Origin of the sequence: Streptomyces sp. NPDC006925 (assembly GCF_042869575.1) — a bacterium.
GTDB lineage: Bacteria > Actinomycetota > Actinomycetes > Streptomycetales > Streptomycetaceae > Streptomyces.
In genome coordinates, this window is sequence record NZ_JBIAGB010000009.1 from 85035 (window position 1) to 103009 (window position 17975).

15 protein-coding genes are annotated in these 17975 nt (G+C 75.7%); 7 read left to right on the top strand and 8 right to left on the bottom strand.

The annotated features are described in order from the left end of the window. Positions 1–99: 99 nt before the first annotated feature. Complete coding sequence (locus ACFYNS_RS14965; protein WP_388603086.1) at positions 100–1179, top strand: hypothetical protein; 1080 nt, start codon at positions 100–102, stop codon at positions 1177–1179. Positions 1180–1276: 97 nt separating this feature from the next. Here ACFYNS_RS14965 and ACFYNS_RS14970 read toward each other — a convergent pair whose 3' ends face one another. Both ACFYNS_RS14970 and ACFYNS_RS14975 read right to left on the bottom strand, forming a co-directional pair. Continuing rightward, positions 1277–2509 carry a serine hydrolase domain-containing protein gene (locus tag ACFYNS_RS14970; RefSeq protein ID WP_388603088.1) on the bottom strand — a complete coding sequence of 411 codons (1233 nt, stop codon included), beginning with the start codon at positions 2507–2509 and terminating at the stop codon, positions 1277–1279. 210 nt (positions 2510–2719) lie between these two features. Continuing rightward, positions 2720–3289 (bottom strand): hypothetical protein, encoded by a 570-nt coding sequence (locus tag ACFYNS_RS14975; protein ID WP_360300104.1) that lies wholly within the window; start codon positions 3287–3289, stop codon positions 2720–2722. 263 nt (positions 3290–3552) lie between these two features. Between ACFYNS_RS14975 and ACFYNS_RS14980 the strand changes: the two genes are divergently transcribed. Continuing rightward, the gene (locus ACFYNS_RS14980; RefSeq protein WP_360300101.1) at positions 3553–4152 is read left to right on the top strand and encodes a hypothetical protein; all 600 of its coding nucleotides are present in this window, start codon (positions 3553–3555) and stop codon (positions 4150–4152) included. A 180-nt stretch (positions 4153–4332) separates the two neighbouring features. Further along, positions 4333–5040: an HAD family hydrolase gene (locus tag ACFYNS_RS14985; protein WP_388603091.1), complete on the top strand. Its 708-nt coding sequence runs from the start codon at positions 4333–4335 to the stop codon at positions 5038–5040. A gap of 85 nt (positions 5041–5125) precedes the next feature. On the opposite strand, the gene ACFYNS_RS14990 is transcribed toward ACFYNS_RS14985, so the two are convergent. Next, complete coding sequence (locus ACFYNS_RS14990; RefSeq protein WP_360301137.1) at positions 5126–5362, bottom strand: hypothetical protein; 237 nt, start codon at positions 5360–5362, stop codon at positions 5126–5128. 301 nt (positions 5363–5663) lie between these two features. On the opposite strand from ACFYNS_RS14990, the gene ACFYNS_RS14995 reads away from it, so the two are divergent. Continuing rightward, the gene (locus ACFYNS_RS14995; protein ID WP_388603094.1) at positions 5664–6047 is read left to right on the top strand and encodes a cold-shock protein; all 384 of its coding nucleotides are present in this window, start codon (positions 5664–5666) and stop codon (positions 6045–6047) included. 168 nt (positions 6048–6215) lie between these two features. Here ACFYNS_RS14995 and ACFYNS_RS15000 read toward each other — a convergent pair whose 3' ends face one another. The 4 genes from ACFYNS_RS15000 to ACFYNS_RS15015 all read right to left on the bottom strand — a co-directional run bounded on the left by ACFYNS_RS15000 (position 6216) and on the right by ACFYNS_RS15015 (position 10130). Beyond that, a complete protein-coding gene (locus tag ACFYNS_RS15000) occupies positions 6216–7130 on the bottom strand; it encodes a 1,4-dihydroxy-6-naphthoate synthase (protein ID WP_388603097.1) in 915 nt (304 codons plus the stop codon). A 66-nt stretch (positions 7131–7196) separates the two neighbouring features. Beyond that, the gene (locus ACFYNS_RS15005; protein WP_360301130.1) at positions 7197–7874 is read right to left on the bottom strand and encodes a futalosine hydrolase; all 678 of its coding nucleotides are present in this window, start codon (positions 7872–7874) and stop codon (positions 7197–7199) included. Positions 7875–7964: 90 nt separating this feature from the next. Beyond that, the gene (locus ACFYNS_RS15010; RefSeq protein ID WP_360301127.1) at positions 7965–8492 is read right to left on the bottom strand and encodes a DUF2771 domain-containing protein; all 528 of its coding nucleotides are present in this window, start codon (positions 8490–8492) and stop codon (positions 7965–7967) included. A gap of 171 nt (positions 8493–8663) precedes the next feature. Beyond that, positions 8664–10130 carry an MFS transporter gene (locus ACFYNS_RS15015; protein WP_388603269.1) on the bottom strand — a complete coding sequence of 489 codons (1467 nt, stop codon included), beginning with the start codon at positions 10128–10130 and terminating at the stop codon, positions 8664–8666. 402 nt (positions 10131–10532) lie between these two features. Here ACFYNS_RS15015 and ACFYNS_RS15020 point away from each other — a divergent pair, with 402 nt between their 5' ends. From ACFYNS_RS15020 to ACFYNS_RS15030, 3 genes are all read left to right on the top strand, one after another. Then, the gene (locus tag ACFYNS_RS15020) at positions 10533–11423 is read left to right on the top strand and encodes a DUF3027 domain-containing protein (RefSeq protein ID WP_360301124.1); all 891 of its coding nucleotides are present in this window, start codon (positions 10533–10535) and stop codon (positions 11421–11423) included. A 278-nt stretch (positions 11424–11701) separates the two neighbouring features. After that, entirely contained in the window at positions 11702–14890 is a 3189-nt protein-coding gene (locus ACFYNS_RS15025; RefSeq protein ID WP_388603102.1) for a sacsin N-terminal ATP-binding-like domain-containing protein, read from the top strand. Between the two features lie 160 nt (positions 14891–15050). Next, on the top strand, positions 15051–15287 hold the full coding sequence (locus ACFYNS_RS15030; RefSeq protein WP_360301118.1) for a hypothetical protein: 237 nt from the start codon (positions 15051–15053) through the stop codon (positions 15285–15287). Positions 15288–15420: 133 nt separating this feature from the next. Here the strand turns inward: ACFYNS_RS15030 and ACFYNS_RS15035 are convergent, their stop codons facing one another. Next, entirely contained in the window at positions 15421–17925 is a 2505-nt protein-coding gene (locus ACFYNS_RS15035; RefSeq protein WP_388603105.1) for an HAD-IC family P-type ATPase, read from the bottom strand. Positions 17926–17975: the final 50 nt, after the last annotated feature.

Below are 17975 nucleotides of genomic sequence, written 5' to 3' on the forward strand. Positions count from 1 at the left end.
GCGCCGCACCGGTCGGTACTCCCTTCCGGGCGGGTTCGCGCGGTACCGTCTGTGCGGAGGGCTGGAAGGCTTGAAGGGCTAGTGGGCTGCGGGGACTTGGTGGGGATCGAGAGCGATCAGCTTGTCTTCGACTATCTGAGCCGGGTCGGGGACCTGGCGCACAGTACGCGGATGACCGCTGCCGAACGGGCCAAGCTCGTCGGCGGTTTGCGCGGCGAGATCGACCGGGCGCGGGCCGCGGAGGGCGGCGCGGTGACCAAGGCCGCCGTGCGGAAGATCCTGGACCGGTTCGGCCGCCCCGAGGACGTGGTGGCCTCCGCGAACGGCGGTGAGGTCCCCCGGCCCGCGGCGCCGACGCCGTCCGAGGCGGCGGCGGACGGCGGGAGCGGCGCGGGCCCGCAGGTGCCGCGGACCTCCGGAGCGGAGCCGTCGGCGCCCTCGCTGCCCGCCCAGCGCACCGGCGGCGGAACCCCCACCGCCGCGTTCGGCGCCTCCTCGCCGCACCTCGCGAGCCTCGACGAACTGGGTCCCGAGGACTCCGACCCCGACTGGTGGCGGGTCGACCCCAGCCCGTTCGGCACCGGTCCCGGCGGCACCAACGCCGTGGCGGCCGGGGAGCCGGTGCCCGGCTTCGTCGGCGGGATCGAACTGCCGGAGGTCCTCAAGCCCCCGCCGGGGGACGCCCCGGAGGCGCCGGGCGCGCCCGCGCCGGCCGGGCAGGTCCCGGTGGCCCCGCAGGGTGCTCCGCCCGCCGAGCCGGCTCCGGCGACCACTCCCGGGCTGGGCGTGGCCGTGCTGCTGGGGCGGCGGCTGCGCGGCAAGGGCGGCCCCGGGCGGGGCGGAGTGGTCGAGTGGGCCGCTGTGGTGCTGCTGGTGGCGGGCGCCGTGCTCGGTTCCCTGATCCCGCTGGCCCTGGGATGGCTGGCGGCCTGGTGGTCGCCCAAGCTGAGCGGCAACGAGGGCAAGTGGGCTGCTCTGGGCATGCCCGGCCTGGTGGTGGCCGGTACGGGGGTGTGGCTGTGGGGCCGCGCTGACGGCCGGTGGGGCGAACCGCTCGCCGAGGGCAGCGAGGCCCTGAGCGGTGCGATCGGTGACGCCTTTCCGGTGCTGCTGCGCCTGGCGGCGGTGGCCAGTGCCCTCTATCTGGTGTGGCGCGCCCGGCGGTCGGTACCGGAGTGAGAGCCCCGCGCGCCGGGCGCGGAGGGCCGAGCCTGCGGGGCGGCTGCCCTGGCCCGCGGAGCAGGACAGCCGCCCCGCGGGGTGACCGCGCCGTCGGTCAGCCGTCCGTGCCGCACAGGGCGTGGTCGACCAGCTTCCGGGTGGCGGTGTTGAGCCGTTCCTGGTCGGGGAGGCCGCCGTTGCTGGTGATCGAGACGGTGACCGCGCGGCGGCCGTCCTCGGTGACCCCGGTGCGGGTGTAGGAGCCGAAGCCGTCGCCCTCGTGGTGCCGGTAACGTCCCCCGCAGGAGAGCGGGTTGTCGCGCAGGCCCAGGCCGTAGCCGCCCTCGGGCCAGGCGGCGCGGTCCTCGGGGTCGTCGGTCCGCTCCACCGTCTCCTTCATCTGGGCGAGCCGGTCCCGGGGCAGCAGCTTGCCGGTCATCAGGGCACGGAAGAAGGTGTCGAGGTCCCGGGTGGTGCTGATGACGGCGGAGTCGGCGCCGTTCTGGAGGCTGTGCTCGGTCACGTCGAGCGGCTTGCCGTCCTTGCCCGGAATCGGCAGGGTGACCCGGGTGTGCGGGCCCGGCAGGAACGGGTTCGCACCGGTGACCCGGGTGCCGCGGAGACCCAGCGGCGCGATCACGCGGTGCTCGACCTGCTCCCGCCAGGGGAGCCCGCCCGCCTTCTCGGCGATCAGCCCGGCCAGCAGGTAGTTGGTGTTCGAGTACGCCCAGCGCGGGGTGCCGCCGGGGCGCGGGGTGAACAGTGGCCGGTGGCGCATCGCGACGGCCACGTAGGAGGCCGCCGGGGTGGCGTCGTAGCGGTGGGTGTCGAAGTCCCGCAGCACCCCGGCCAGTTCCGGATCCTCGACGTAGTCGTACAGCCCGCTCGTCTGCCGCAGCAGGTCGCGGACCGTGATCCGGGACCCGTCGTTGCCGTTCCCCGCGACCGTGCCCGGCAGCCACTTCTCCACCGTGTCGTCCAGCGACAGCTTCCCCTCGTCGGCGAGTTGGAGCAGGACCACGGAGGTGAAGGTCTTGGTGGTGCTGGCCGCGCGGAAGCGGGCGTTCCACGGTACGGGCCTGCCGGAACCGGCGCGGGCCCGCACCCTGGTGCGGCCGTCGCGCACCTCGGCCAGCACCTTGACCTTGCCGCCGCCCGCCGTGCGGACGGCCGCCACGTCGTGCCGCAGCACTGTGCGGCTGGTGCCCGGCCGGTCGCCGCCGTGCCGCCGGTCCGGCCCGTCCCCGGTGCCGGCGGCATCCGCGTACTGGGCCCCGGCAAGCCCGACGAGTACCGCCGCCGTCAGCGCGGCGGTCCCCCTGCGAGTCGTCCGTGTACGGATGCGCATCGTCCGTCCCCCTTGTCCTGCGGCCGCCCGAGTCGGCCGTCCGGCGGGTCCGTCGCCCGCCCGGAGATCAGGCAACCAGCGGGGGAGGCGGCGTACGAGGGCGCTGGGACCCGGCGGTGGGGTGTTGCCAGCACCACCCCGGCCGCCCGCGGGGGCGTTCCGGAGGTGGGGCGGCCCGCGGTTCGGGGACGTGTGCGCGCGGCGGGCCGTTCAGCGGCGCCGGCCGACGAGGGACGCCATCCCGAAGGTGCCGCCCCCGGCGGCGGCGAGCCCGAGCAGCGCGATGCCGCCCTTGAGGCCCTTCCACCAGAACTCGGCCGGGGCGCCGGGCTCGTTCTCCATCATCGACTCGAACACCTCGCTGCCGCCCGCGTTGAGGATCACGAACACGAAGCCGTTGGTGGTGCCCAGGAAGACCGCGGCCATGGCGAACAGGGACGGGACCACGTACGCGGCGGGGTTGGGCCCGCCCACCTTGCCGGCCACGCCGCCCACGAGCAGGGCGAGCCCCAGCGCGAAGACCACGTACATGATCCGCAGGCCGACCTTCGAGAGGTCCTCGTAGCTGGCGAGGAGCAGCACGGCGAACACCGTCGCTCCGGCGCCGGAGATGAGCCAGCCGAACAGGAACGCCTTGACCCCGCTGCCGCTGCGCTGCGGCGGGAAGCCGGGCCCGCCGGGGTGGTACGGATAGCCGGGCTGCATGGGTTGCATCGGCTGCATGGACGGCGCGGGCGGCATCGGCTGCATGGGCTGTTGCGGCGGCCAGGGCTGACTCATCGTTCCCCCGTGTGTGAAGCGTCGGCCGACGTGTGTGAAGCGTCGGCCGAGCTGAGCTCTGAACGCCCAAAATACCCAAGGTGCCCGGGCGCGGAAGTCCCTGGGCGGCAGGAGAGCCCGAGGCGTTCCCCGTCGGTTACTCTTCCGCCCCAGTGCACCGAGACTGTCATGAACTCGCAACGGCCATGACGGCAGCACGGTGTTCCAGTACAAGCTTGGACGGGGCTGTCCAGTCCACGCGCTCACGCACACCGGGGGATCACATGCGTACACGCCGCGCCATCGGCGCCGCCAGTCTCGTCCTTGCCTGTACGGCCGTCCTCGCGGGCTGCGCCGACGACCCGAAGGACAAGGCGTTCGGCGGCCTGGGGGATCTGGACGACGTGCCGTCGGCGCCGTCCGCGCCCTCGTTCCCCTCGCCCTCCGGCAGCCCCGGACTCAGCTCGGGCGGCGGCTACAGCGGAGGCTCCGGCAGCGGGTCCGACTCCGGTGGCCTGACCGGCGGCAGCAGCCCCACGCCCACCGTGTCCGCGCCGCCGACCTACAACCCGAGCGCGATCGGCGAGGTCGACGGCGAGAGCTGCGACTACTCCCGGTCGAGCGGCCGGATCACCTACCAGGTGAAGATCCAGAACGCCTCCGCAGACCAGGCGTTCCGCTACAGCTTCAGCGTCCGGTTCAAGGTGGGCTCCTCGCCCAGCTCCACGATCGCGACCCGCACCGTCGGCACCAGCTTCAAGACCGTGACGGTGCGCGGCGCTGCCGACCGCACGGTCTCGGTGCACGCCTCGTACTCCAACAACCAGCGGTTCGTCTACTCCTGCCAGGTCACCACGGCCAGCAAGTCCCCTGCCTCGTCGTGAGTCGTCGGCCGTGAGTCATCGGCCGTGAGCCGCGGGCCGTGAGCCGCCGGCCGGCAGGCCACGGCCGGCGCCGCGTCGGACGGACCCGGCCGCGCCGCCCCCCCCCGAGGGCCGGGGTCGGGCAGTCGTGGACGAGGGGCGGGTCCGAGCGCGGGGCCGCGCGCCGGGCACAATGACCGTATGGATACGCCCGTCCCGCCACCCGCCCCGGCGCCGCCGCACACCGGGACCGGCCCCACCGTGGGCTTCGATCTCGACATGACGCTGATCGACTCCCGCCCCGGCATCCACGCCACCTGGCGGCGGCTGGCGGCCGAGACGGGCGTGCGCATCGACGCGGACCTGGTCGTCACCCGGCTCGGCCCGCCGCTCGCCCAGGAGCTGGCGTACTGGTTCCCCGAGGAGGAGATCCCGGCGATGGCGGCGCGCTACCGCGCCCTCTACCCGGACCACGCCATCGCGCCGACCACCGCGCTGCCGGGCGCCCGCGCGGCGCTCGACGCCGTACGGGCCGCGGGCGGGCGCACGCTGGTCGTCACCGCCAAGCACCGGCCCAGCGCCGCGCTGCACCTGGACCACCTCGGCCTCGCCCCCGACGTGCTGGTCGGCGAGCTGTGGGCGGAGGGCAAGGCGGAGGCGCTGACCGCGCACGGGGCCGCCGCCTATGTGGGCGACCACGTGGGCGATGTGCGGGGCGCGCGGACGGCGGGCGCGCGGTCCGTGGCGGTCGCCACCGGGCCCTGCCCCGAGGCCGAGCTGGCCGCGGCGGGCGCCGACGTGGTGCTGCCGGACCTGAGGGGCTTCCCGTCCTGGCTCGCCGCGTTCACCCGCGGGGAGGCGCCCGGCGGCCGATCGCCGCACCCCTCGGGCGCCGGGCACCTGAGCTGACGCGGCCCGGCGCGCTGCCGCCGCCCGGCGGTGTGCCGATCGGTGTGCCGATGTCGGAGGTGCCGTGCGGTATGCCCCCGCGGTGTCAGACGTGCCGTGCGGCCCGGCGCCGCTGTGCGACCGCAGTGCGTACCACCCCGGCGGCCGCCAGCAGGAACCCGAGGCCCATCAGCATGCAGACGAAGTACGCGGGCGCCGGGAACGGGTCGGTGCCCAGGAACAGCGGGGCGACCGTGACCAGGGTGGCCACCGCGCCGACGAGAAAGACGATTCCGCCGATACGCACGAGAAGATCACCGGCGGCCGGAGTTTCAGTGTTCACCCACACAGGGTAGGTCCGGGAGCGAGTGCCCACCCAGCGGGCACTCGGGCCGCCCGGAGCCATCCCGGCCGGGAGCCACCCGACGGCACCCCGCCTCCGGTGGCACCTTGCCACGGTGCCCCGGGCCATTAACCTTGGTGGCGGCGGGTCCTACGGCCCGCCCGACTGCTGTTCCGGGGGATCGGGGGTCGGGTACGGGGAAGATCTCGGGGCGTGGACACCGCCCCGACGCAGCAGGACCAGCCAGTTTCCAGCAGCCGCAGCCCGGTGCATCCGGACGAGTACGAGGACGAGGACAGACGTGCCTACCGGCAAGGTCAAGTGGTTCAACAGCGAGAAGGGCTTCGGCTTTCTCTCCCGCGACGACGGCGACGACGTCTTCGTGCACTCGTCGGTGCTCCCGGACGGCGTCGAGGTGCTCAAACCGGGTCAGCGGGTGGAGTTCGGCGTCGTCGCCGGGCAGCGCGGCGACCAGGCGCTCTCCGTCACCCTGCTGGACCCGGCACCCTCCGTGGCGGCGGCGCAGCGCCGCAAGCCGGACGAACTGGCCTCCATCGTGCAGGACCTGACGACGCTGCTGGACGGCGTCTCGCAGTCGCTGGAGCGCGGCCGCTACCCCGACAAGCAGCACGGCCGGAAGATCGCGGGCATGCTGCGCGCGGTCGCCGACCAGCTCGACGTCTGACCCGGCGGCCCCGGACGGTCCCGTGCGGGGACCTGCCGGGCGCGGACCCCGCGCCCGGCCCGCGTCGGCTTCGCGGCCTGGCCCCACGGAACGGCCTGGCTCCGCGGAACGGCCTGGGAGCGCGGAACGGCCTGGGACCGCTCCGCGGCACCGTCCCGCCGAACCGCTTCACGGGAAGGCCAGTGCCTCCGGTGCCACGGACGGTACGAGGCCTTCGGCCGCTGCCCGTTCGAGCAGCCCGCGCACGGCGGCGTAGCCGTCCGGGCCCAGTTCCGCGGTGAACTCGTTGACGTACAGGCCGATGTGCTGCTCGGCCACCGCCGGGTCCATCTCCTGCGCGTGCTCCAGCACATACGGCCGGGAGGCGGCGGGGTCCTGCCAGGCCGCCCGCACCGAGGCGCTGATCGTCGCGGCCAGCGCGCGCAGCGTCGGCGCGCCCAGCGACCGCTTCGCGATGATCGCGCCCAGCGGGATCGGCAGCCCGGTCGTGGCCTCCCAGTGCTCGCCCAGGTCGGCGAGGCTGTGCAGCCCGTAGTCCTGGTAGGTGAACCGGGCCTCGTGGATGACCAGGCCCGCGTCCACCTTGCCGTCCCGCACCGCGGGCATGATCTCGTGGAACGGCAGCACCACGATCTCGCCCACGCCGCCGGGCACCTCGGCCGCGGCCCACAGCCGGAAGAGCAGATACGCCGTCGACCGCTCGCTCGGCACCGCCACCCGTCTGCCGCTCAGCGTCGCGGCGCCCACCGCGCCGTCGCCCACTGCGTCGTCGTCCGCCGTGCCGCCGCCCGCGGCTCCGGGCCGGGTGAGCACGAGCGGCCCGCAGCCCCGGCCCAGCGCCCCGCCGCAGGGCAGCAGCGCGTACTCCTCCAACACCCAGGGCAGGACCGCGTAGGAGACCTTCAGCGCGTCCAGCTCGCCCCGCTCGGCCATGCCGTTGGTGACGTCGATGTCCGCGAACGTCACCTCGGGCGGCATCGCGTCCGGCACCCGCCCGTGCACCCAGGCGTCGAAGACGAACGTGTCGTTGGGGCAGGGCGAGAAGGCGAGGGAGAGCGGCGCTGCTGTGGCGTTCGTGTCCATGGGGAAGCCCTTCTGTGCGGTGCCGGGAGCCGGCCTGGGCGGTGCCGGGAGTGCTGCGGTGCGGTGCTAGGCGACCAGCTTGCCGAATGCGGCGGTGAGCGCCGCCAGCGCGTCCGGGATGCGCCAGGCCGCCCGGTCCCGGGGGCCGACGGCGTTGGAGACGGTACGGAGTTCGAGCACCGGCAGCGCGGTGCCGCGGGCCGCCGCGTGCGCCGCCGCGGCCTGTGCGACGCCGAAGCCCTCCATCGCTTCCGCGGCCGCGTCCGGATGCCGGGCCAGCAGCTCCTCGGTGCGCTCCCGGGTGCCGGTGACCGTGGAGACGCTGAGCACGGCACCGGTGCGGGCCCCGGTCGCCTCGGCCGCAGCCCGCACCGGATGCGGGGGCGGGGTGTGCTCGGCGGTGCCGAACCCCAGCTCCGCCACCGAGGCGAAGCCGTCCGGGGTCCGGGCGCCCAGGTCGGCTGCGACGATGCGGTCGGCGAGCACGGTGTCACCGACCTGCACGCCGTTCGCGGCGAAGCCGCCGCCGATACCGGTGGACACCACCAGGTCGTAGGGGTGCGCCCGTTCGGCGGCGGTCACCAGCGCGGTCGCGGTCGCCGCAGCGGCCGCGGCCGGGCCCACCCCGCCGGCGAGCACGTCGAGCTGCGGGGCGTCCCCGGTGGCGGCGAGGACGGCCTCGCGTTCCGCCGGGACCGCCGCGACCACCAGCACACGCCGGTACGCCGACAACGCCGACAGCACTGCACCGCCTCCTGGGTGGATGGATCGCCGTGAGCCGCGCCCCGGAGCGGCTTCGGTGGCCTTCCGGGGCGGTCGGGCGGGGACGGCCGCCTACTCGCCCGCCGTGTTCTTCAGGGTGAAGTGCCAGACGCCCTTGAAGTCGCCGCCGGAGGTCTGCACCAGGGTCAGATTGATGCTCTTCTTCGGGCCCGAGGGCTTCTCACCCGGCTGCTGGGACCGCGGCTGGAAGAACACCTCGCCGACGAAGGAGTAGTAGGTCTTCTTCAGCGTCTCGGAGAGCATCGGCTCGCCGTCGGCGAAGATCTGCCAGCCGGCGTCGGCCGTCTCCGGGGGAACGCCGAGCCGGACCTTCTCGGCCGCGTCGACGGAGATCGTCTTGCTGGGTGCCTCGCTCAGGCACTTGCGCAGCTCGTCCTTCGGGATGGTCTTCCCGTCGTTGTAGCAGGAGGCCTCGGCGGAGACCGAGTCACCGCCGACCGTCGCGGTGGCCATCGGGCGCGGCTGCTCGCACCCGCTGAGGGCGACGAGGCCGAGCGAGGCGGCACCGAGGGCGGCGGCGGTGCGTACACCCCGCGGCGACTGTGACGACATGCGGCCCTGCCGCGCGAGCTTGCTCATGCGGGCAGGCTATCGGGCCCGTACCGCTGTGCGACGTGGGGGTACGGCGTGCCGCGCGCGTCGTGCGGACGGCGTGTCCGGGCGCGGGCGCCGGGCACCTTCCGGACGGGGCGGGGCGGCTTCCGGCCCGGTCCGGGTCCGGCGCCCCTCCGGAACGGCGCGCCGGGTGCGTCAGGCGACCCGCGGGCGGGCCGCTCCGCGCCGGGCCGCGCCCAGCAGTCCGCGGACGGCGGTGAGCACCCCGGTGGCGACCACGGCGGCCGCGACCGTCATCCCCAGCCATCCGACCAGCGGCAGCGCCATGGCCAGCGCGCCGCCGACGACCCAGGACATCTGCATCAGCGTCTCGGAGCGGGCGAAGGCCGAGGTGCGGACCTCCTCGGGGACGTCGCGCTGGATGAGCGCGTCCAGCGACAGTTTGCCGAGGGCCTGCACGATCCCGGCGGTGGCGGCGAGGAGCGTCACCGTGACGGTGCCGTACAGCGCGGCGGCGGCGACCGCTGCCGCGAGGGCGCAGAACAGTACGCAGGTGATGATCACCTCGGGGCCGCGGGCCCGCAGCCAGGCGCCGATGGCGGTACCCAGCGCGTTGCCGCCGCCCGCCGCGACCCCGGCCAGGCCGAGCGAGACGGCGGCTCCGAGTCCGTCGAACGGGTGCTCGCGGAGCAGGAAGGCGAGGAAGAAGGTGAGGAACCCCGAGAGGGCGCGCAGCGCGGAGTTCGCGAACAGGGCGCTGAGCACCGAGGCGCCGACGGTGCGCAGCCCGGGACGCGACCGCTGCTCCGAACCGGACCGCTCCGACCGCTCCGACCGCTCCGAACCGGGTCGCTCCTGGCCGGGCCGCTCTGCGGCGGGCTGCTCCGGGCCGGACTGCTCAGGGCCGGGCGGTAGCTGTGCCGGGGACCGGTGTCCCCCCGGTGCGCCGCCGGGCACGGGCAGTACCGCGGCCGCGGGGGCCAGCCGCGCCGGGCGTTCGCCCTTCGCGGAGTCGACCTTGGGGGCGAGCGAGAAGGACAGGAAGGTCCCGGCGAGGAACACCGCGCAGGCGGCGTACAGCGGCCACCGCTCGCCCAGCAGATGCAGCCCGGCGCCGGCCGGTGCCGCCAGACCGGTGGCGAGCAACCCGGCCAGTGTCACCCGGGAGTTGGCCTTGACCAGGGAGATCCGCGGGGGGAGCAGCCGCGGCACCACGGCGGAGCGGATGACCCCGTACGCCTTGGAGGAGACCAGCACCCCCAGCGCCGCCGGATAGAGCTCCAGCCCGCCGGTCGCCACGGCGCCCGCCATGGTCAGCGCCAGCAGGGCCCTGGCCAGCATCGCCGCGGCCATCGCGGCGCGCCGCCCGTGCGGGACGCGGTCCAGCAGCGGGCCGATCACCGGTGCGAGGAGCGCGAACGGCGCCATCGTCACCGCCAGGTACAGCGCCACCCGTCCGCGGGCCTCGCCGGTGGGGACCGAGAAGAAGACGGTGGAGGCGAGCGCCACGGTGATGAGCATGTCGCCCGCGGAGTTGACCGCGTGCAGTTCGATCAGTTTGCCGAGTCCGGATTCACCCGCGCCCTCCGCGTGCGTGGCGCTCCGGACGCGGCGGGCCAGCGCGGCCGGGGGGCGGCGCAGCGCGCGCGCCGCCCGTCCCATGACGCTGGGTTCGCCGCGTGTGCGGGGTTTGCCGGGCTTGTCGACAGGCACGCCGTCAGTGTGCCCCGAAACACGCCGTTCAGTTCCCCCTTTCTCACTGCTTCTCCCCTTCCTCCCGGCCGCCTCCCGGCCCGGCTGCGGTCCGCTTCCGGGCCGCTCCCGGCTCCTGTGGCCGTCCCCGGTGCGTGCGGGGAAGGCTGGCTGCGGATTGTTCGGGTGACCCCGTGGGGTAGCGTGGGTGAACGGTGCGCACCGTAGGGCCTTTGAGCGCGGGCGCGGACGTCGCAGCGGCCATCCGGTGCCGCTCCGTCCCCGACCCCGCCCCTCCACTCGTGGCCGTACGGGCAGCGCACGCCGACAACGGCGCGACGGCGTAGGAGAGACGATTCTTGTGAGTGCTGCATGAGTGCCGCGACGCGGAGTACGAGCCGTGGCGCGCGGAGCCGGCGCGCCCCCGACAGACTGTGTGCCGAGGCCGTGGAGCAGGCCAGGGCCGCGGCCGAGGAAGCGGCGGCGCCCGGTTCCGTCGGGCCGTGGCTGGAGGCCGTCGCCGACCCGGGCGCGGACCGGGTGGTCACCCACCTCTTCGAGGCGCGGGAACCCGGCTACCGGGGCTGGCGCTGGGCGGTGACCGTGGCGCGGGCCTCCCGTGCCAAGAACGTCACCGTCGACGAGTCCGTCCTGATGCCGGGCCCGGACGCGCTGCTGGCCCCGGAGTGGGTGCCCTGGAGCGAGCGGCTGCGCCCCGGCGACCTGGGCCCCGGCGACCTGTTGCCGACCGACGCCGAGGATCTGAGGCTGGAGCCCGGCTACTCGGGTGCGGACGAGCCGCCGCCCGACTCGCCCGTCGCCGACGAGCAGCCCGAAGCGCGGGGCCCTTTCCGCGCCACCATCGGCGGGGTCGCCGAGGAGATCGGCATGGAGCGCCCGCGGGTGCTCTCCCGGTACGGGCTGCACGCGGCGGCCGACCGCTGGGAGGAGTCCTACGGCCCCAAGACACCGATGGCGCAGGCGGCCCCCGCCAACTGTGTGAGCTGCGGTTTCCTGGTGCCGCTGGCGGGCTCGCTGCGGCAGGCGTTCGGAGTCTGCGCCAACGAGTACAGCCCCGCCGACGGCCACGTCGTCTCCCTCGCCTTCGGCTGCGGCGGCCACTCTGAGGCGGCTGTCATGCCTCGCACCCCCCAGCCGCCGCCCCCTGTCGTCGACGAGACCGTGAGCGACCCCTTCGGTCTGGGCCGTGAGTCGGACCCGTCCCCGGAGGAGTCCGCGCCCGCCCGGCGGGAGCAGGGCTGAGGCAGGCCCTCGCCGCTCCGCCGTACGGTCCCCGGGCGTGGGGCCGGGCCGGTGCCGGGCCGTTCCCGGACCACCGTCGGCAGCCGGTCGGCAGCCGGGCCGACGGCCGGTCTCCCGCAGCTCCGCGGCTGCGGCCGGAGTGCTGACGCGGAGCGGGGCCCGCGCCCGCGTGCCGTAACCTTCCCTCTCGCCGCTGGGGGCGGCGGGTCCGCCCGCCCCTCCGCGAGCGGGGGAGCGGGACAAGGGGACGGGATGCGAGTGCCGAGGAGGCCGGTGGCGTGAGGGACACGTTCGGAACCGAGGGGTTGCGCCGGAGCGTGCTGGACGCGTGGACGGCGTCCGCGGCCCGGTTCCGGGAGGACGCCAACGCCGAGCAGGACCTGGCGCTGGGCGGCTACCGGGACCGGCTGGTCGTGGAACTGGCGCAGAACGCCGCGGACGCCGCGGCCCGTGCCGGAGCGGACGGCCGGCTCCGGCTGGTCCTGGCGGACGGCACGCTGATCGCCGCCAACACCGGGCAGCCGCTGGACGCCGCGGGCGTCGAGTCGCTCTCGACGCTGCGCGCCTCCGCCAAGCGGGACACCGCCGACGAGGGCGCGGTGGGCCGCTTCGGTGTCGGCTTCTCCGCCGTACTCGCGGTCAGCGACGAACCCGCCGTCGTCACCCGCGCCGCCGCGCCGGACGCCGCCGAGGGCGTGCGCTGGTCGCTGGCCGAGGCACGCGAGCTGACCCGGCAGGCGGCCGCCGCCGAACCCGGACTCGCGGCCGAACTCGACCGGCGCGAGGGGCAGGTGCCGCTGCTGCGGCTGCCGCTGCCCGCCCCGTACGACGCCTCCGTCGTCCCGGTGGGCTACGACACCGCCGTCCTGCTCCCGCTGCGGGACGAGGCGGCCGAGTCGCTGACCCGGCGGCTGCTGGCCGCCGTGGACGACGCGCTGCTGCTGGCACTGCCCGGGCTCGCCGAGGTCGTCATCGAGACCGGCGACGGCCCGGTCCGCACCCTGACCCGGCATCAGGAGGGTCCCTACGTCCGGATCGAGGACTCCGCCGTAGGCGCCACCCGGTGGCGGCTGGCGGGCGACAGCGGCCTGGCCGGGCCCGAGCTGCTGGCCGACCGGCCGGTGGAGGAGCGGGCCCGGCCCGGCTGGACGGTGACCTGGGCGGTGCCGGTGGACGCCGAGGGCGCGCCCCGCAAGCCGCGCACCGCCGCGTGCCTGCACGCGCCGACCCCCACCGACGAGCCGCTGGGCTTCCCGGCGCTGCTGCTGGCCTCCTTCCCGCTGGAGCCCACCCGGCGCCATGTGGCGCCCGGCCCGCTGACCCGCTTCCTGCTGGCCCGCGCCGCCGACGCCTACGCCGCGCTGCTGCGCGACTGGCGGCCGGTGGCCACCAGCACCGTGGACCTGGTGCCCGGGCCGCTGGGCGCGGGCGAGTTGGACGGCGAGCTGCGCGCGCTGGTGCTGGAGCGGCTCCCGGAGGTCCCGTTCCTGGCGAGCGCCGTCTCCCGCGGCGGCGCCGGGGAGGAGCCCGGGGAGGGGCTGGAGGAGGCTCCCGGCCCGGACGAGCCGTACGCGCTGCGCCCCCGCGACGCCGAGATCGTCGAGGGCGCGGGCGCGGCGACGGTCGAGGTGCTGGCCGAGCTGTTCCCCGGACTGCTGCCCGCCGGACTCGAACGCCGCACCGAGCTGCGGGTGCTGGAGGTCCCGCGCGTCCCGCTGGGCGAGGCCGTGGACCGGCTCACCGGTGTCGAGCGGGAGCCGGACTGGTGGTGGCGGCTCTACAGCTCGCTCGCGGGTGTCGACCCCGAGCGGCTGACCGGGCTGCCGGTGCCGCTGGCCGACGGCCGCACGGCGGTCGGGCCGCGGCATGTGCTGCTGCCGCAGCCGGACGGCGCCGTGCCTCCCGAGAGGCTGGCCCGGCTCGGGTTGAAGGCCGCCCACCCGGACGCCGTGCACCCGCTGCTGGAGAAGCTGGGCGCCACGCCCGCCACCCCGCGGGCCGTGCTGACGACCCCGCAGGTGCGGGCCGCCGTCGCCGGCTCGCTGGAGGCGGAGGAGGCGTGGGACGACGGAGCGGAAGCCACCGGTCCGGATCCCGGGGAACTCGCCGAGACCGTCCTCGGCCTCGTCCGCGACGCGCACCTCGCGCCCGGCGACGAGCCGTGGCTGGGCGCGCTCGCCCTGCCCGACGAGGACGGCGAGCCCGCGCCCGCCGCCGAACTGGTCTACCCCGGGTCCGCGTTCGCACGGGTGCTGCGCGAGGGCGAACTGGCCGCGTGCGACGCACAGCTCGCCGAGCGCTGGGGCGAGCAGCCGCTGACGGCGGTCGGGGTCCAGGCGGACTTCGCGCTGGTGCGGGCCGAGGACGTGGTGCTCGACCCGGACGGCTTCGAACCCCGCGAGGGCGACTACCCGGAGCCGGACGACCCCGGGCTGCTGGACGCCGTGGACGTGTGGTGCGAGGACGTACTGGACCAGGTGGCGGCGGACGGCGGTGACGCCGCGCCGGCGGTGCCGCCGGTCGCGGTCGAGTTCCTCGCGGTGCGCGACCTGGACCTGGTGGACGACGCGCACTGGCCCGAGGCCCTGGCGATGCTGGCCCGGCCGCCGCTGCGGGACGCGCTGACGGCCCCGGTGCGGGTGCGGCTGGGCGACGGCACGGTCACCGACGTCCGCCCGTACACCGCCTGGTGGCTGCGCGGCCACCCGGTCCTGGACGGCCGCCGCCCGGCCGGGCTGCGCGCTGCCGGGGGCGATCCGCTGCTGCGCGGCCTGTACGAGGAGGCCGACCCGGGGGAGGTCACCGACGAGCGGGTGCTGCGCGCGCTCGGCGTCCGCACGACGGCCGCGGCCCTGCTCGCGGAGCCGGGCGGCCCGGCGGAGCTGCTGCGCGCGTTGGCCGACCCGGCCTGTCCCGTCGACCCGGCCCAACTCCACGGGCTGCACACCCTGCTGGCCGCCGCGGGCCTGGACCCCGCCGAGGTCACGCTGCCCGAGGAGCTGCGCGCGGTGCGCGCGGGCGGCACCGTCGTCGTGGACGCGGCCGAGGCGCTGGTCGCGGACGCGCCCGACGCCCTCCCCCTGGTGGGGGAGCGGCCGCTGCTGCCGGTGGCGCCGCAGTACGCCGCGGAGCTGGCCGCGCTCCTGGAGGTGCGGTCGGCGGGGGAGGCGGCCGCCGGGCTGGTACCTGAGGAGGCGGGGACCGAGCGCGAGGTGCCCGCCGCCGTACGGGAGCTGCTGCCCGGCGCCCCGGAGCACTACCGCGAGCACGAGGAGCTGCGGATCGCGGGCGTCGAACTGGACTGGCGCCGCACCCCCGACGGCACCCTGCACGCGGCCACTCTGGAGGGGCTGGCCTCCGCGCTGGCCTGGGCGGCCGGGGCCTGGCCCCGCCGGTTCGAGGTCACCGCCCTGCTGGAGGACCCCGAGCGGGCGGCGGAACTCGCGGCGGCGCGCTGGTTCGACTGAGCACCGCGCCGACTGCCGGACGGCCCGCGGCCTCCGGCAGCCGTGGTCGTGGTGCGGTGCGCCCCTCCAACGGGTGCGCCCGGCCGACTGAGACGGGGTCCGGGGTGCGGTTCGCGGGGTAACGATGTGCTCGCTTCCGCACCCGATCCAAGGAGAGCCCATGCCCGTCTGCGAGGTCTGCGACAACGACTACCCGCACACGTTCGAAGTCCGTGCGGCGGGGCAGGTGCACGTCTTCGACTGCCTGGAGTGCGCGGCGCACAAGATGGCGCCCGTGTGCGAGAACTGCGGCTGCCGCATCCTGGGGCACGGCATGGAGTCGGAGGGGCACTACTACTGCTGTGCGCACTGCGCCCGTGCGCAGGGGCGCACCCGGCTGGCCGACAGCGCGCCGTGAGCCCGGCGGCGTGCCGCGCCCGCCCGTCCTGAACCCCGCGGGCGCGGCGCTGACCCGGGCGGCCCGGGCCCGGGCCGAGGCCGGAGGGCCGCGGGCACCGCGGGGCGTCCCGGCCGGAGAGCTGCGGGGCGCCTCACCCGGGGAGTGCCGCGGCCACCCGGCGCCACGCCACCTCCAGCAGGACACCGGCCAGCGCGGCCACCGCCACCGCCGTCCAGGGCACCGCCGCACCGACCAGGTGCAGTGCGAAGAAGCGCTGCAGCGGCGGTGCGGCCAGGACGGCCAGGAAGGCCGCCCCCATCGTCAGCACCAGCACCACCCGCCACCAGGTCCAGGGCCGCGCCACGATGGCCAGCACCCACATGGCGACCAGGAACAGCGTCAGCGTCGCCGCGCTGGTCTCGGCGGTCAGCGAGCCCGGCCCGCTGTAGTGGTGCCGCGCCAGCAGATAGGTGCCGAAGGTGGCCGCGCTCGCGATGAGTCCGGACGGCAGCGCGTAGTGCAGCACGCGCCGCACGAAGTGCGGCCTGGCGCGCTCCCGGTTGGGCGCCAGGGCCAGGAAGAAGGCGGGGATGCCGATGGTGAGCGAGGACAGCAGGGTCAGATGGCGGGGCAGGAACGGGTAGGGGACCTGCCAGCAGACGACCAGCAGCGCCAGCAGGACCGAGTAGACGGTCTTGGTGAGGAACAGGGTGGCGACCCGCTCGATGTTGCCGATGACGCGGCGGCCCTCGGCGACCACCGACGGCAGGGTGGCGAAGCTGTCGTCCAGCAGCACGATCTGGGCGACGGCCTTGGTCGCCTCCGAGCCCGAGCCCATGCACACGCCGATGTCGGCGTCCTTGAGCGCGAGTACGTCGTTGACGCCGTCCCCGGTCATCGCCACGGTGTGCCCGGCCGCCTGGAGGTCGCCGACCATCTCCTGCTTCTGCTGCGGGCTGACCCGGCCGAAGACGGTGCCGTCGGCCACCTGCCGGGCCCGCTCGGGCCGGTCCGCGGGCAGCGCGCGGGCGTCGAGGGGGAGTTCGGCCCGGGGCAGGCCCAGCTTCGCGGCGACGGCGCCCACCGAGACCGCGTTGTCGCCGGAGATCACCTTGGTGGCCACGTGCTGCTCGGCGAAGTAGCCGAGTGTCGCGGCGGCGTCCGGGCGCAGCCGCTGTTCGAGGACGACGAGCGCGGCGGGCCGGACTTCGGGCGGGCCGCCGTCCGCCGCCTCCAGCCCGCCGGGTCCCGCCGCTCCCTTCGGCCCGTCCGGCCCGTCCGGCCCGTCCGGCCCGTCCGGCCCGTCCGGCCCGTCCGGCCCGTCCGGCCCGTCCGGTCCGTCCGGCCCGTCCGGTCCCGCCGCTCCCTCCGGCCCGCCGGGTGTCCGGGCCAGCAGCAGCACCCGCAGGCCCTGCCGGTCCAGTCGGGCCGCTTCGGCGAGCGCCCGGTCGCCGTCCGCGAGCAGTACGTCGGGTGCCCCCAGCAGCCAGGTGCTGTGCTCTCCACCGGGTTCGGCGAAGGCGGCGCCGCTGTACTTGCGTGCCGAGGAGAAGGGCAGGGTGGCGGTGGTTCGCCAGCTTCCGGCGCCGTCCGGCAGCGGTGGATACGCCTCGACGATCGCCCGGAGGCTGGCGTTCGGGTGCGGTTCGGCGCCGCCGAGGGCCCGCAGCACCTGGGCGATCCGTGCGGAGTCGGTCCCGTCCAGCGGCCGCACCTCCGCGACGTCCATGCCGCCCTCGGTGAGGGTGCCGGTCTTGTCCAGGCAGACGACGCTCACCCGCGCCAGGCCCTCGATGGCGGGCAGCTCCTGGATCAGGCAGTGCTTGCGGCCCAGCCGGACGACGCCGATGGCGAAGGCCACGGAGGTCAGCAGCACCAGCCCCTCGGGCACCATCGGCACGATGCCGGCCACCATGCGGCGGATGGCCTCCTCGGGGTCGCTGTGCTCGACCACGAGCTGACTGAGGATCAGTCCGATCGCGGCCGGGACCATCATCCAGGTGATGTACTTCAGCAGGGTGCTGATGCCGCCGCGCAGTTCGGAGCGGACCAGGGTGAAGCGGCTGGCCTCCTCGGCGAGCCGGGCCGCGTACGCCGCGCCTCCCACCTCGGTCGCGGTGAACGCGCCGCTGCCCGCGACCACGAAGCTGCCGGACATCACCTGGTCGCCGGGGTGTTTGAGCACCGGGTCGGCCTCCCCGGTGAGCAGCGACTCGTCCACCTCCAGGCCGTCGGCCTCCGCCAGTTCGCCGTCGACCACGCACTTGTCGCCGGTCCGCAGCTCCACCAGGTCGCCGAGGACGATCCGCTCGGTGGGGACCTCGGTGCTGCGGCCGTCGCGCCGCACGCGGGGCCGGGTCTCACCGAGGACGGCGAGACTCTCCAGGGTCCGCTTGGCCCGCAGCTCCTGGACGATGCCGATGCCGGTGTTGGCGATGATCACGAAGCCGAAGAGGCTGTCCTGGATCGGTCCCACGGCCAGGACGATCAGGAAGAGCACGCCGATGATCGCGTTGAACCGGGTGAAGACGTTGGCGCGCACGATGTCGGCGGCCGACCTGCTGTGGCGCGGCGGGACGTCGTTGACCTCCCCGCGTGCGATCCGTTCCGCCACCTCGGCGCCGGTGAGCCCCTGCCCACGGACCCGGGCGCTCACCCGGCCGCCGGCCCGGCGGGGCGCACCTCGACACCCGGATCACCCATCCC

What these genes read in the sequence shown, in the direction of transcription:
- ACFYNS_RS14985 (WP_388603091.1), top strand. Translation starts at nt 4,333, where the DNA reads ATGGATACGCCCGTCCCGCCACCCGCCCCGGCGCCGCCGCACACCGGG.
- ACFYNS_RS15015 (WP_388603269.1), bottom strand. Translation starts at nt 10,130, where the DNA reads ATGGGACGGGCGGCGCGCGCGCTGCGCCGCCCCCCGGCCGCGCTGGCC.
- ACFYNS_RS14970 (WP_388603088.1), bottom strand. Translation starts at nt 2,509, where the DNA reads ATGCGCATCCGTACACGGACGACTCGCAGGGGGACCGCCGCGCTGACG.
- ACFYNS_RS15000 (WP_388603097.1), bottom strand. Translation starts at nt 7,130, where the DNA reads ATGGACACGAACGCCACAGCAGCGCCGCTCTCCCTCGCCTTCTCGCCC.
- ACFYNS_RS15030 (WP_360301118.1), top strand. Translation starts at nt 15,051, where the DNA reads ATGCCCGTCTGCGAGGTCTGCGACAACGACTACCCGCACACGTTCGAA.
- ACFYNS_RS15020 (WP_360301124.1), top strand. Translation starts at nt 10,533, where the DNA reads ATGAGTGCCGCGACGCGGAGTACGAGCCGTGGCGCGCGGAGCCGGCGC.
- ACFYNS_RS14980 (WP_360300101.1), top strand. Translation starts at nt 3,553, where the DNA reads ATGCGTACACGCCGCGCCATCGGCGCCGCCAGTCTCGTCCTTGCCTGT.
- ACFYNS_RS14975 (WP_360300104.1), bottom strand. Translation starts at nt 3,289, where the DNA reads ATGAGTCAGCCCTGGCCGCCGCAACAGCCCATGCAGCCGATGCCGCCC.
- ACFYNS_RS15010 (WP_360301127.1), bottom strand. Translation starts at nt 8,492, where the DNA reads ATGAGCAAGCTCGCGCGGCAGGGCCGCATGTCGTCACAGTCGCCGCGG.